The sequence below is a fragment of the Acidiphilium sp. PA genome (assembly GCF_026191915.1).
Classification (GTDB): domain Bacteria; phylum Pseudomonadota; class Alphaproteobacteria; order Acetobacterales; family Acetobacteraceae; genus Acidiphilium.
The window spans coordinates 46,709-60,203 of sequence record NZ_JAIMBY010000014.1; the positions used below are offsets into that span (position 1 = coordinate 46,709).

The window sequence follows — 13,495 nt, forward strand, 5'->3', positions numbered from 1 at the left end:
CACCCCTCTGCCGGCATCCGGCCGGCGCGGCATCTCCCTATTCGGCTTTCCTTTTCCGCTTTGGGTCGATCTCGATAATCTCCGCCTGCCGGCCACCGCCAAGCATGGCAGCGATCTTTCCGCCCATTCGATCGGCGGCCGCCTTGGCGGGATCAGGCGCAAGGTGCGCATAGCGTTCTGTAGTCGCCGACTGGCGATGTCCTAGGAGCTTGCCCACAATGAACAGGGAGTCGCCGCCGGCCACGCCGACGCTGGCAAATGAATGCCGCAAATCGTGCAGATGGACGTCCTCGAGCCCGGCGGTGGCGCGGATTCGCTGCCATGGTTTCTGAGCGCCGACGAAGGGAGCACCAGCCCGATCGCCGGGCAGAACATACGGGCTTGCTGCTACGCGAGGCAGTCCGGCCAGCAGCTCGAGCGCGGGGGCGGACAAGAACAGGTTCTTCGCACCCGTCTTGCTTTCCGGCAGGCGCGCAATGCCGGTGTTGAGGTCGATCCAATCCCAACGGAGGGTCAGGATTTCGGAGAGCCGCGCGCCGGTGAAAAGCAGAAGCCGGATCAGCGATACCGAACGCCAATCTGCCAGGCCCGCGGTCTCGGCAGTCGCCAGGGCATCGCCAAGGCGCGCAAGTTCCTCTGCGCTCAGGAATCGCTCGCGGGATTTTTCCTTGTTCTTGTCTATGTGCCGGCATGGGTTGGAATTATCAGGCCGCTCACCAACCCGCTCAGCCCATCCCATGATTGCCGACAAGAGCGCCAAGGCGCGGTTTGCCGCCACCGGCACGGCGCGCATCGATGAATGAAACCGCGCCACATCCGCCTTACCGATGTCGACCAAGCGCAACCGGCCTAGCGCCGGCAGGATGTGCAGCCGGAGCAGCCTTTTATCCTCGGTCACAGTCCGCGGCTTTTTTTGGCCTTCCGCGTATTCCGTCATGTACCGGGCGGCGAACGCCTCCAAGGTTGGCGCGCTCCGCGCGGCGTTCCGCTCAGCGGCGGGGTCTTTCCCATCGCGGATGAGGCCGAGCAGCCGGACCGCTTCACGCCTCGCCCGTTCCGCGCTCCAATAGCCCGCCCCGTGCCGCCCGATGGTCAGGATGGTCTGGCGTCGCTTGATCCGGCATTTCAGGCAGTAGATCGCATCGCGCCCGCGATGGCGCACGCCGAACCCGCGCACACTGTCATCCCAGAACACATCGCCGGGCTGCATTTTTTCGACCAGTTCGGCAGTGATGCGGCGGGTCGCCATGGCGCGGTCCTTTCAGCCGATGGATACCACCGGACACTCTGCGGATACCACGTCATGAAATTAAATCAACCGCATTGAAGCGACAACATCAAGAAAACCGCCATTTTTTCGTCGCATGTCGCCTCATGCCGCATCGCTATTCAAGTCTGGGGGACTGGGGGTCGTGGGTTCGAATCCCGCCGCTCCGACCATTCAATCCCCGATATTTTTCCTGACGGTCTGGCGCATGAAGGCGAAGCTCAGGGCGAAGAAGAACGCGCGCTGGGCGGCATCGGCGCCGGCGCCGTGGCCGCCTTCGGCCTGTTCGTAATAAAGAGCGTCGTACCCCAGTGATTGCAGTTTTGCCGCCATTTTCCGGGCATGGCCGGGGTGGACCCGGTCGTCCCGGCGGGTGGTGTTGATGAAGGCGGGCGGGTAGGTCTGGCCGGCGCGCACGAGCTGGTAGGCCGAAATCTCGTGCAGGAAGGCCCAGTCCTCGGCGATGTCGGGGTCGCCGTATTCGGCGATCCAGGAATGGCCGGCGAGGAGTTTGGTGTAGCGCCGCATGTCGAGCAGCGGCACCGCGCAGATAATCGCGCCGAACGCGGCGGGGTGGCGGGTCAGCATGTTGCCGACCAGCAATCCGCCGTTGCTGCCGCCCGAGCCGAGGATGCGGGCGGGCGTCGAGAGGCCGCGGGTCACGAGGTCGGCGGCGACGGCGGCGAAATCATCCTGGGCGGTTTTCTTGCCGGCGCGAATGCCGGCCTTGTGCCAGTCCGGCCCGAACTCGCCACCGCCGCGGATGTTCGCGAGCACGAAGGCGCCCCCCGTGCGGCACCACAGCGCGCCCTGGGCGGCGAGATAATAGGGGGTCAGCGAGACCTCAAACCCGCCGTAGCCGTAGAGATAGGTGGGGAAGCCGCCGGCCGGTGGATCGCCCGCGGGGGCGACGACGAAATAGGGGATCGCGGTGCCATCTGCGGCGGTCGCCTCGTACTGGCGGACGGTGAGGCCGCTGGCGTCGAATTGGGCGGGTAGCTGTTTCAGGAGACTCGGCGCTGCGTGCGGGCTGCCGAGCAGGAGGGAATCCGGCGTCAGGAAACCGCTGACGTTGAACAGCAGCGCGTCGGATTCGTAATCGTCGACCGATAAGTCCCGCACCGAAATGGCGCTGTTCGCCGGCATGCCGGGCACGGGGCGGACGGTCCAGCCGTGCGCGGCGTCGGCGAATTCGATCACGCTCGCCACATTGTCGAGCACGGTCAGCACCACGCCGGATTTCAGATTGACCCAGCTCTCGAGCGCGCGCTTGCGGGTCGGTGTGAAGATCGCCGCGAAATCGCGGGCGCCGGCGATGAATGCATCGATCCCGATGGTCAGGAGGCTGCCGGGGGCGAATCCGGCCAGCATCGAGCGCGGGCGCACCAGGAGCCGCCCGTGCCCGATGTCGACATCGGCATCCTCGGGCAGATCGAGCTGCACGCGATCGCCGCCGATCGGCTGATAGAAACATTGGTTGCGATAGAACGCGATCGCGCGGGTGAACCACAGGAACCGGTGCGCCGGATCGTGGCTGCACGAGCCGGAGGCCGCCATATCGCCGGGTTCGACCGCGAAGACGGTCGGGGCGTCCTCGATCGAGGTGCCGCGCGTCCATTGCCGCACGGTGCGGGCGTAGCCCGAAGACGTCACATCTCCGCCATGGGCCGAGGCGAGCAGCACGGTATCTGCATCGATCCAGGACACGGCGGTTTTGGCAAGTGGCACGGTGAACCCGTCCGGCACGAACCGGCGGCCCGCCATATCGAATTCGCGCACCACCGTGGCATCGGAGCCGCCGGGCGACAGGCTGATCAGGGCGCGTTCATGGGCTGGCGGCAGGGTTTGCGCGCCGTGCCAGACCCAGCTTTCGCCCTCGCTGGCGCACAGCGCATCGAGGTCGAGCAGCAGATCCCAACGGGGTGCCTCGGTGCGGTAATCGGCGAGCGTCGTGCGGCGCCATATACCGCGCTGGTGCGCGGCATCGGTCCAGAAATTATAGACGAACCCGCCACGCTGCACGATGGCGGGAATGCGGGCGTCGGAATTGAATTGGGCGGTCAGCACCGACTGGTCGGCTGCGAATCCGTCGTCGCACAGCCGGGCGATGCTCGCGCGGTTCTGCGCCTCGACCCATGCGAGCGCCCGTTCGCCTTCGATGTCCTCAAGCCAGAGGAATTCATCGGTCTGCGTGTCGATGTCGTTCATGCCGTGCTCCGGGGGTGAATACCTTACCCGCGAATAGAGCGCGCCCGCCCGGTGAAGTCCACCGGGCGGGCGCATCGGGCACGGCGCGCCGATCAGTAGCCGGGCGGCGGCGGGGGCGGCGGTCCACCGTTGTTGTAATAACCGGGCGGCGGCGGCGGCGGCGGGCCGCCGTTGCCATACCCGGGGCCATACCCGGGGCCATAGCCGGGCCGTTGCCCGCCATAGCCCTGATCGTTGTAACCACCGTGATTGTAATAGGGGCGCGGCGCCTGCGGCGTGGTCAGGGCGCCGCCAAGCGCGCCCACCGCACCACCGATCAACGCGCCTGCCGCAGGGCTGCCGCCCGTCGCCGCACCGATCACTGCGCCGGTGCCGGCACCGATCGCGCCACCACCCAGCGCGCGCTGGCCCGGGTCATACGGGTTGGTGCAACCCGCGAGGCCCAGAGCGGTGACGATCACCGCGCCGGCCAACCCGGCACGGCGCATGCGCCGGCCTGAAATCATCGTACTCATGGTTCTTCCTCCTGCAAACATGACAGCGATATAGGCGCGCACCATGGCCGGCGCAGGGTGAAATCATGGCAAAATTCCGCGCCTCCGTCACCGCGGTGGCGGCGGTCCGCCCGGCTCGGCCATGGCGCCGTGTTTGTGAAACTCGATCGGCACGACGAACTGCATCCGCGGCGGTGCATTGGCCGGCAGTTGCTTGAGGATCGCCTTGCCGATCGCGGCCAGCGCCAGCCGGTCGAGCGAAGGCCGGCCGGAGGGCCGCACCACCCATTCACTCAGCACATGCCCGGCGCGATCGACCGTGAAGCCGTAAAACCCGACATGCCGCACCCCTTTCTGTGCCAGCAGCTGCGGCACCTGGCGCGCAATCGCTGCCCGGGTTGCCGCGCTGATCGGATGCCGCGCCGGGGCCTGCGCGTGTGCCATGACCGGAACGACCATCATCAACCAAACGACCCAGCGACCACCCGGCATCCGCCACTCCTTCACGACATCATGACAATTTCTCGCAATCGGCCTGCCTGATCCCCATCTGCCGGTCAATTCATCCATCAGGAGCGCCGCATGACCAACATCCTCATCGTCACCACCTCGCACACCGCCATCCCCGGTTCGGATGATCGCACCGGCGTCTGGTTCGAGGAGTTGGCCACGCCCTATTACGCCTTCATCGATGCCGACTGCACCGTCACCCTCGCCTCGGTGCGCGGCGGTGAAATTCCGATCGATGGCCGCAGCCTTGCCGAAACCCCCCTGCCCGCCTCGGTCCAGCGTTTCCATGACGATCCCGCCGCGCTGGATGCCGCGCACCACAGCAAAGCCCTGGCCGATCTGACCGCGACCGAGTTTGACGCGATTTATCTCCCCGGCGGCCACGGCACGATGTGGGATTTCCCGCACAATCCGACCCTTGCCACCGCCATCACCTCCATGCTCGATGCCGGAAAAATCGTCGCCTCGGTCTGCCACGGCCCGGCCGCGTTCCTCGGCGTCGAGCGGATCGACGGCTCGCCGCTGATCAAGGGCCGCTCGATCACCTGCTTCACCGATGATGAGGAGCGCGCCGTTCACCTCGACGACAAAGTGCCGTTCCTGCTGGAATCCAGCCTGCGGGCCGCGGGCGCCCAAGTCTCCACCGGTCCGGATTTCGCGCCGCATATCATGGAGGATGGCAATCTGCTGACCGGGCAGAACCCGAAATCGTCCGAGCCGTTGGCGCATGCGGTGGTGGATGCCTTGAAGGCTCGGCAGGTCAAAGCAGCGTAGGGCGAAGGGTTCTTTTTTGTAAAAAAGAACCAAAAAACTTTTATTCGTTAGAGCGCACCGCCCCGCCGTCCCACCGCCGCGCCCAGTCGCAGCCGCAGCGCGTTCAACTTTATGAACCCCGCCGCATCCTGCTGATTATAGGCGCCCTGGTCATCCTCGAACGTGACCATGCGCGCCGAATACAGCGAATGCGGGCTGTCGCGGCCGATCACGATGACGTTGCCCTTGTAGAGTTTCAGCCGCACGGTGCCGGTGACCGAATGCTGGCTGGTGTCGATCAGCGCCTGCAGCATGTGCCGCTCCGGGCTGAACCAGAACCCGTTGTAGATCAGCTCCGCATAGCGCGGCATGATGCTGTCCTTGAGATGCGCCGCCTCGCGATCCAGCGTGATGCTCTCGATCGCCCGGTGCGCCGCCAGCAGGATCGTGCCGCCCGGCGTCTCGTACACGCCGCGCGACTTCATGCCGACGAACCGGTTTTCCACCAGATCGAGCCGGCCGATGCCGTTCTCCCGCCCCAGCGCGTTCAACCGCGTCAGCAAGGTCGCGGGCGACAGGGCCTCGCCATCGATCGACACCGCATCGCCCTGCGCGAACCCGATCGAGATCACCGTCGCCACATCCGGCGCGGCTTCGGGGCTGATGGTGCGCTGATAGACGATTTCGTCCGGCGCCTCCGCCGGGTCTTCCAGCAATTTTCCCTCGGAGGAGGAATGCAGCAGATTGGCATCGACCGAAAACGGCGCCTCGCCGCGCTTGTCCTTGGCGATCGGGATCTGATGCGCCTCGGCGAATTCGAGCAGCCTGGTCCGGCTGGTCAGGTCCCATTCGCGCCACGGCGCGATCACCCGCACATCGGGCTTCAACGCATAATAGGCGAGTTCGAACCGCACCTGGTCGTTGCCCTTGCCGGTGGCGCCATGCGCCACCGCATCGGCCCCGACCATCTCGGCAATCTCGATCTGGCGCTGCGCGATCAACGGCCGCGCGATCGAGGTGCCCAGGAGATACTGCCCCTCGTAGAGCGCATTGGCGCGGAACATCGGGAAGACGAAATCCTTCGTGAAGGTCTCGCGCAGATCCTCGACGAAAATCTCTTTCACGCCAAACATTTCGGCCTTGCGGCGCGCCGGTTCCAGCTCCTCGCCCTGGCCTAGATCGGCCGTGAAGGTGACGACCTCGGCGTTGTATTCGGTCTGCAACCAGCGCAGGATCACGCTGGTGTCCAGCCCGCCGGAATACGCCAGCACCACTTTCTTCACGGACTTGTCGGCCATCGCGGTCACCCTCTGTTCGGAGCGCGCGCCGTATCAGCCCCATGCCTCAACCGCAAGAGATATCAGGTCGGTGTCGTCGCCGTCGGCCTGGCGCCGACGCCCGTTGCCGGCCCGACCAGCTGGCGCACCCGCGCGACCGTGCCGGCACTGTTCCAGTTGCCCGCACCGCTCAGTGTGGCCACCACTTCGCTCTTGCGGTTGACGATCACGGTGAGCGGGATGCCGTTGACCTGAAACGCCTGCAGGGCGCTGGAATTGGGGTTGAACAGCATCGGCACGCCGGTGATGCCATGTGCCTTGTAATAGGGGGCGACCGCCTGGATGCCGTTGGAGTCGACCGAGATCGGCAACACCCTGATCCCGTCGGGCAGCAGCACCTTGTTGATCGCCACCAGCGACGGCAGTTCCGCGCGGCACGGGGGGCACCAGGTCGCCCAGAAATTCACCACCAGCCCCTCGCCCCGATAATGCGCGAGCGTCAGGCGCCGTCCCGCGGCATTGAGGAAGTGAAACAGCGGCACCGGCTGCGGCAAAGTTTCCGCCAGATTCTGCCCGACATCGGGCAATTGTCCCGCCCGCGCCGATTTGCCGAAGCCGCCGAGCGCCGTTAAGTCTGGCAGCAGAAGACCCGCGCCCAACGCCGCGAAATGCCGCCGTGAAAGTCCGATTGTCATGAATGCCGATGCTCCACCCGAGATTAGCCCCGAACCCGCATCTGATGGTAACCCGCCAGGAGCGCAATGGGCCAAGCTGCAATGGGGGGGCCGGTTCTCCGAGGGGCCGGCCGCGATCATGCAGGCGATCAACGCCTCGATCGGGTTCGATTACCGGCTCTGGCGCGAAGATATCGAGGGCAGCCTTGCGCATGCCTCGATGCTGGCAAGCCAGGGGATCATATCACAATCCGACGAGGCCGCGATCCGCACGGGATTGACCGAAATCGGCGATGCGATCGCCGCCGGCACCTTCACCTTCGATCCCGCGCTCGAAGACATCCACACCAATATCGAGGCCTGGCTGGTCGGGCGGATCGGCGAGGCCGGGCGCCGGCTGCACACCGCGCGCAGCCGCAACGATCAGGTCGCGACCGATTTCAGACTGTGGGTGCGCAACGCGATCGATGCGACCGACCTGCAGCTGCGCGACCTGATGCGCGCCCTGGCCGATCGCGCGGCGGAACATGCCGGTGCCATCATGCCCGGCTTCACCCATCTGCAGACCGCCCAGCCCGTCACCTTCGGGCATCATCTGCTTGCCTATGTCGAAATGCTGGCGCGCGACCGCTCGCGTCTCGCCGATTGCCGCCGCCGGCTCAACCAATCGCCGCTGGGGGCCGCGGCACTCGCCGGCACCACCTTCCCGATCGACCGCGGCATGACCGCGCAGGCGCTCGGGTTTGACCGGCCGACCGCCAATTCGCTCGATTCGGTCTCGGACCGTGATTTCGCGATCGAATTCCTGTCCGCCTTATCGATCATGGCGATGCATCTGTCGCGTTTCGCCGAGGAAATCATCATCTGGGTCAGCGCGCCGTACCGGTTCATCCGCCTGTCGGATGCGTTCACCACCGGCTCCTCGATCATGCCGCAGAAACGCAACCCGGATGCCGCCGAGCTGGCCCGCGCCAAGACCGGGCGGATTTTCGGCGCGCTGATTTCGCTGCTCACCGTCATGAAGGGCCTGCCGCTCGCCTATGCGAAGGACATGCAGGAGGACAAGGAGGCGGTGTTCAACGCGGCCGACGCCGCCGAACTCAGCATCGCCGCGATGACCGGCATGGTGCGCGACATGCAGGCCGATGAGGCGCGGATGCGCGAGGCCGCCGGGGCGGATTACGCGACCGCGACCGATCTGGCCGATTACCTGGTGCGCGACCTGGGCCTGCCGTTCCGCACCGCCCATCACGTGACCGGGCGCATCGTCGCCGCCGCCGAGGCGCGCGGCATCGACCTCGCCGATCTGCCGCTCGCGGTGATGCAGGAGGCCGAACCGCGCATCACCGAAGCGGTGTTCGCGACGCTGAGCATCGATGCCTCGGTGGCGGCCCGCAGCGCCTATGGCGGTACCGCACCGGCGAATGTGGCGCGCGAGGCCGCGCAATGGCAGGAGAGTCTGCGATGAAATATCTGATCCTGATCCTGGCCTGCGCCGCGCTCGCCGGCTGCGGCCGCGCCGGCGCACCCTCGCCGCCCGGGCCGGCCAGCGCGATCACCTATCCGCACACCTACCCGTCGCAATGAACGACGCGCCCGATCTCGCCCGCGACCAGCCCTGGCACCGGCTGATCGCGGCACGGCCTGCGCTCGCGTGGCACGCGATGGACGGGCTCTGCCTCGATGATGTGGCGCTCGCCGACATCGCGGCGCGGCACGGCACACCGACCTGGATCTACAGTGCGGCCACGCTGCGCGGCCGGATGGCGGCGTTGCAGGGTGAATTCGCTGACCAGGGGCTGACGCCTGGGATTCGCTACGCCATCAAGGCGAACGATCATCTGGCGATCCTGTCGCTGCTGCGCGCGGGCGGCGCGGGTGCCGATGTGACCAGCGCCGGAGAATTCGGGCGTGCCGCGGCGGCCGGGATCGCGCCGGCGGCGATGGTCTATTCCGGTGTCGGCAAGCGGGCCGAGGAAATCGCCCAGGCGATCGAGGCCGGCATCGGTCAGATCAATGTGGAAAGCGCCGAGGAGCTCGCGATGATCGCGGCCCTCGCCCGCGCGCGGGACCGCACCGCGCCGGTCGCGCTGCGGATCAACCCCGATGTCGCGGCCGGCGGCCACGACAAGATCAGTACCGGCCGCGCGACCGATAAATTCGGCATCGCCTATCGGGATGCCGCGTCCCTGTACCGCCATGCGGCGACCCTGCCGGGGCTTCGGCCGGTCGGGTTTTCGACGCATATCGGCAGCCAGATCTTCGAGATCGCCGCCTACGAGGCCGCCTATGCGCGTATTCTCGCCCTGATCGATGAGCTCAATGCGGCGCAGGTGAAGGTGACGGCTTTCGACCTCGGCGGCGGGTTCGGCATTCCGTATGACGATGGCATCGCGTTTCCGCTGCCCGCCTATGCCGCGATGGTCCGGCGGGTCGTCGCGGGGCGCGCGCTTGACCTCGTGATCGAGCCGGGCCGCTGGCTGGTCGCGCCGGCCGGGGTTCTGCTGGCGCGCGTGACGCTGACCAAGGCGACCGCAGCGGGCGATTTCGTCATTCTCGACGCCGGCATGAACGATCTGCTCCGCCCCGCGTTATACGATGCGATGCACGGCATCGTGCCGGTCGGCGCCGTCGCGGCGGGCGGCTGGCCGCGCGCGTGCGAGGTGGTCGGTCCGGTGTGCGAGAGCAGCGACCGGTTCGGCCGCTACGATCTGCCGCCGCTCGCACCGGGCGCGCTGGTCGCGATTCTCGATGCCGGCGCCTATGGCGCGGCGATGAGCAGTACCTATAACGGGCGGCCCCTGGCCGCACAGGTCTTGATCGACCGTGGCCAACCCCATGTGATCAGGATGCGGCAGAGCATCGCCCAGTTATGGCGTGACGAAATCGTCCCGCCGTCATGATGGACCAGCGCCTCGAACGGCTGCGCCGCCGGGCGCGGCTCGTGCTGCTGATCGAGGCGCTCGCCATCGCCATGTTGTTGCCGCTCGGCGTGATCGCCCTGTTCCTGATCGCCACCCTGCTCGGCGCGGGCGGCTGGCAGGCCGATGCCATCGGGCTGATCGCGCTGGCCGCCGCCATCATCCATGCGAAGCGCCGCTTCGCGCCGCCGCCGCCTGGCGCGATCGATCGACGGATCGAGCAGGATTCCCGGCTGCAGCACCGCCCGATCGCCGCCTATGAGGATACGCCCGCGCTGCTCGCGGCCGGTGGCGATCCGTTGTGGCAGGCCCATCGGGCGCGGGTTGCGGCGGCGATCGGCGGCGCGCGGATTAGCCGGCCGGCGCCCGATTTCGCATCGCACGACCCCTATGCGCTGCGGGCGCTGCTCGGACTGGCGCTGATCGCCGCCTGGATCGCGGCCGGGGGCGATGCCGGGCAGCGGCTCGCCGCGAGCCTGGCGGTGCCGCACCCGTTCGGCGGCGGTAGCCTCACGCTGCAAGCCTGGATCACGCCGCCGCGCTGGACCGGCGAGGCCCCGCAACTGGTCGAACCCGGCACCAAACCGATCGCGGCACTCACCGGATCGTCGCTGTCACTGATCGTGACCGGTGGCGGACGGGGAGCACCCCGCGCCACGATCGGCGGCCATGCGCTGAAATTTTCCACCATCGCGACCGGCAGCTATCGCACCACGCGGGTGGTGACGCGATCGGAATCCATCGTGATCGGGCCGTTCTGGGACCGGATCGCCCGCTATGATCTGGTGGTGTCACCGCCGACGCCGCCGCGGATCGGCTTCACCACGCCGCCCTACGCCGATCCGGACGGCAAACGCGTCGATTTCACCTGGCAGGTGGACAGCCGGTACGGGTTGACCGATCTGGCGCTCGCATTCCGCCCGGTCGCGGCACCGCATGCGAAACAAGGCAGCGCCGCCGTGCCGCACCCGGATGCGGCCCATGGCGATGCGCGGCTCACCCTGCTCGCCAGCCCCTATGCCGGCATGGCGGTTGCGGCCGAACTGCGCGCCACCAACCGGGCCGGTCAGACGGCGCGCTCGGCGGTGGCGAACGTCGTGCTGCCCGCGCCGATTTTGCATAACCGGACCGCCCAGGCGCTCGAAGCGATCCGCCGCGCGCTCGCCATCACCCCGGCGGCGCGGCCGGCGCTGGCCATCGCCCTCACAACGATCGCACACGCGCCACCCGGGCCGATCACGCCGGGGACCGCGCGTGATCTGGCTTCCTTCGCGCAGGGCTTCGCGGCAGACGGCGCTGCCGCCGCGCATCCCGAGGCCACATTATGGACGCTGGTGCAGCGCGCCGAACAGGGTGCTGCGTTTCGCGCCGCCCGGCAACTCGCCAAGGCCAGGCAGGCGCTGGAGGCCGCGCTTCAAAAGGCGCTTGCCGGGCAATCGCCCGGCGCGCAGCAGTTGCAGAACCTCCTGTCGCACCTCGACGCGGCCGCCCAGGCCCACAGCGCCGCCCAGGGGCAGCAGCAATCGACCGGCGCGCAGATGATGCAGATGTCCGCGATCAGCCACCTCGCCCAGCAGATCGCGCAGGAAGCCGCCGCCGGACAGACGGCACAGGCGCAGCGCGACCTTGCGAAACTGCGCGCCATGCTGCGCCAGCTGCAGAACGCCAAAGCCGCCTCCGCCGCCCAGCAAGCCCGCCAACAGGCGGCGCAACAAGCCGCGAAATCCCTGTCATCGGTGATGCGCCGCGAAGCGCGGCTGATGGACCACACCGCACGGCAGGATACGCCGCCCCCGCTGGGCAATCAGGCCGGCAACCCGCCCAGCGCGCAGAGCCAGGCGCTGGCCAACCAGCAGCACGCGCTCGAACAACAGCTCCGGATGGCGGCACAAGCCATGGCCAAAGCCGGCATGATGCCCTCCCCCCAGATCGGCCAGGGCCAGAGCGCCATGCAAAGCGCGCAGGCGCAGCTCAAAATCGGCAATCAGGCCGGCGCGCTGCCCAGCGAACGCGCCGCCATCCGGGCGCTGCAACAGGCCCAGACCGCACTGCAAGCCATGCAGATGGGCCACGGCACCGGTGGCGGCCCCTCCGGCCTTGGCCAACATGCCGCCGGCGGCCACGGCGAGTACGGCAACCAAAGCCACAGCACCATCAGCCTCGGCCGCGCCGGCGCGCACTCCGACGCCCGCACCATCCAGAACGAACTGATCCGCCGCGACGCCGAACCAGACCTGCCCGCGCCGGCACATTCGTATTACCACCGTTTGCTGGGGTCTGATTTCTAGGGTCAGAAGCAAGCAAGGCGGCGGGCTTTGCCCGCTGGACCCCCATCAGGGGCTCAGCCCTGAGAACCCGGCACACCTTTCGAGGTCGAGTATTCGAAATGCAGGGCGGTATCGGGGTGGACGATGGGGTGGATGGCGTGGGCGGCCATGGCGGCTTCGGCGAAGCCTTGCAGGATGAGTTTCAATTTGCCGGGGTAGGTTGCGACGTCGCCGATGGCGAAGATGCCGCGTGTGCTGGTCTCGAGGGTGGAGGGGGTGACGGCGATGTGGTGGTGGGTGAGGTCGAGGCCCCAGGTGGCGATCGGGCCGAGGTCCATGGCGAGGCCGAAGAACGGGAGCAGGATATCGGCGTCGAGGTGGCGGGTCTGGCCATCGAGATCGGCGACTTCGACGCTCTGGAGTGTGCCGCCGGTGCCGTGCAGGGCGTGGAGCTGATAGGGGATGACGAGGTCGATTTCGCCGCGCTGGGCGGCCTGGGCGAGTTGATCGGCCATTTCGGGGGCGGCGCGGAATTTGGCGCGGCGATGGACGACCGCGACGCTGGCGGCGACGTCTTTGAGCGCGATGGCCCAGTCGACCGCGGAATCGCCGCCGCCGGCGATGACGACGCGTTTGTTGCGGAACGCCTCGCGTTTCTTGACGTAGTATTGCACCGCACCGGTCGCCTCGAAGGCGGCGAGCCCATCGAGCGGCGGGCGGTTGGGGCCGAACGCGCCGGCGCCGGCGGCGATGATGATGGTTTTGGCGTGGATGGCATCGCCGTGGTCAGTGGTGATGGTGAAATCACCGGCGCTGCCGGCGATGCCGGTGACGATGCGGCCGAGCAGGCGCGGGGTGTGGAAGGGCTCGATCTGGCGTTCGAGATTTTCGATCAGCGTTGCCGCCTCGATCGCGGGGTGGGCCGGGATGTCATAGATCGGCTTTTCCGGATAGAGCGCGGCGCACTGACCGCCGACTTCGGCGAGCGCGTCGATCAGGACCGTGCCGAGTTTCAGCATGCCGCATTCGAACGCGGCGAACAGCCCGACCGGGCCGGCACCGATAATGGCCACATCGGCCGCAATGGGGTCTGACATGGATGTCTCCGTAGCCGAACTGACGCC

At 67.5% G+C, this 13,495-nt stretch carries 12 protein-coding genes; 5 read left to right on the forward strand and 7 right to left on the reverse strand.

The genetic code is table 11. The features are described 5' to 3' along the window. Positions 1-37: 37 nt before the first annotated feature. The 4 genes from AruPA_RS15320 to AruPA_RS15335 all read right to left on the reverse strand — a co-directional run bounded on the left by AruPA_RS15320 (position 38) and on the right by AruPA_RS15335 (position 4,461). On the reverse strand, positions 38-1,249 hold the full coding sequence (locus AruPA_RS15320) for a site-specific integrase (protein WP_265637626.1): 1,212 nt from the start codon (positions 1,247-1,249) through the stop codon (positions 38-40). Between the two features lie 192 nt (positions 1,250-1,441). Further along, entirely contained in the window at positions 1,442-3,475 is a 2,034-nt protein-coding gene (locus AruPA_RS15325) for a prolyl oligopeptidase family protein (protein ID WP_265637628.1), read from the reverse strand. 92 nt (positions 3,476-3,567) lie between these two features. Further along, positions 3,568-3,990, reverse strand: coding sequence for a YMGG-like glycine zipper-containing protein (locus tag AruPA_RS15330; RefSeq protein WP_265637630.1), 423 nt, complete (start codon positions 3,988-3,990; stop codon positions 3,568-3,570). Between the two features lie 87 nt (positions 3,991-4,077). After that, on the reverse strand, positions 4,078-4,461 hold the full coding sequence (locus tag AruPA_RS15335; protein WP_265637631.1) for an energy transducer TonB: 384 nt from the start codon (positions 4,459-4,461) through the stop codon (positions 4,078-4,080). A 90-nt stretch (positions 4,462-4,551) separates the two neighbouring features. Between AruPA_RS15335 and AruPA_RS15340 the strand changes: the two genes are divergently transcribed. Continuing rightward, positions 4,552-5,253 carry a type 1 glutamine amidotransferase domain-containing protein gene (locus AruPA_RS15340; protein WP_265637632.1) on the forward strand — a complete coding sequence of 234 codons (702 nt, stop codon included), beginning with the start codon at positions 4,552-4,554 and terminating at the stop codon, positions 5,251-5,253. Between the two features lie 47 nt (positions 5,254-5,300). Here the strand turns inward: AruPA_RS15340 and AruPA_RS15345 are convergent, their stop codons facing one another. Further along, a complete protein-coding gene (locus AruPA_RS15345; protein ID WP_265637634.1) occupies positions 5,301-6,530 on the reverse strand; it encodes an argininosuccinate synthase in 1,230 nt (409 codons plus the stop codon). A 62-nt stretch (positions 6,531-6,592) separates the two neighbouring features. Further along, positions 6,593-7,204, reverse strand: coding sequence for a TlpA disulfide reductase family protein (locus AruPA_RS15350; RefSeq protein WP_265637636.1), 612 nt, complete (start codon positions 7,202-7,204; stop codon positions 6,593-6,595). On the opposite strand from AruPA_RS15350, the gene argH reads away from it, so the two are divergent. The 4 genes from argH to AruPA_RS15370 are packed head-to-tail and all read left to right on the forward strand — an operon-like array spanning position 7,203 to position 12,392. Next, positions 7,203-8,651, forward strand: a complete 1,449-nt coding sequence (gene argH / locus AruPA_RS15355; RefSeq protein ID WP_265637637.1) for an argininosuccinate lyase — start codon at positions 7,203-7,205, stop codon at positions 8,649-8,651. The two genes, AruPA_RS15350 and argH, sit on opposite strands and share 2 nt — an antisense overlap. After that, positions 8,648-8,770 carry a hypothetical protein gene (locus tag AruPA_RS15360; protein ID WP_265637639.1) on the forward strand — a complete coding sequence of 41 codons (123 nt, stop codon included), beginning with the start codon at positions 8,648-8,650 and terminating at the stop codon, positions 8,768-8,770. Before argH ends, AruPA_RS15360 begins: the two co-directional genes overlap by 4 nt. Beyond that, positions 8,767-10,086: a diaminopimelate decarboxylase gene (gene lysA / locus AruPA_RS15365; RefSeq protein ID WP_265637641.1), complete on the forward strand. Its 1,320-nt coding sequence runs from the start codon at positions 8,767-8,769 to the stop codon at positions 10,084-10,086. The genes AruPA_RS15360 and lysA overlap by 4 nt, the downstream gene beginning before the upstream one ends. After that, positions 10,083-12,392 (forward strand): DUF4175 family protein, encoded by a 2,310-nt coding sequence (locus tag AruPA_RS15370; RefSeq protein ID WP_265637642.1) that lies wholly within the window; start codon positions 10,083-10,085, stop codon positions 12,390-12,392. Before lysA ends, AruPA_RS15370 begins: the two co-directional genes overlap by 4 nt. Positions 12,393-12,445: 53 nt before the next feature. Here AruPA_RS15370 and AruPA_RS15375 read toward each other — a convergent pair whose 3' ends face one another. Then, complete coding sequence (locus tag AruPA_RS15375; RefSeq protein WP_265637643.1) at positions 12,446-13,468, reverse strand: NAD(P)/FAD-dependent oxidoreductase; 1,023 nt, start codon at positions 13,466-13,468, stop codon at positions 12,446-12,448. Positions 13,469-13,495: the final 27 nt, after the last annotated feature.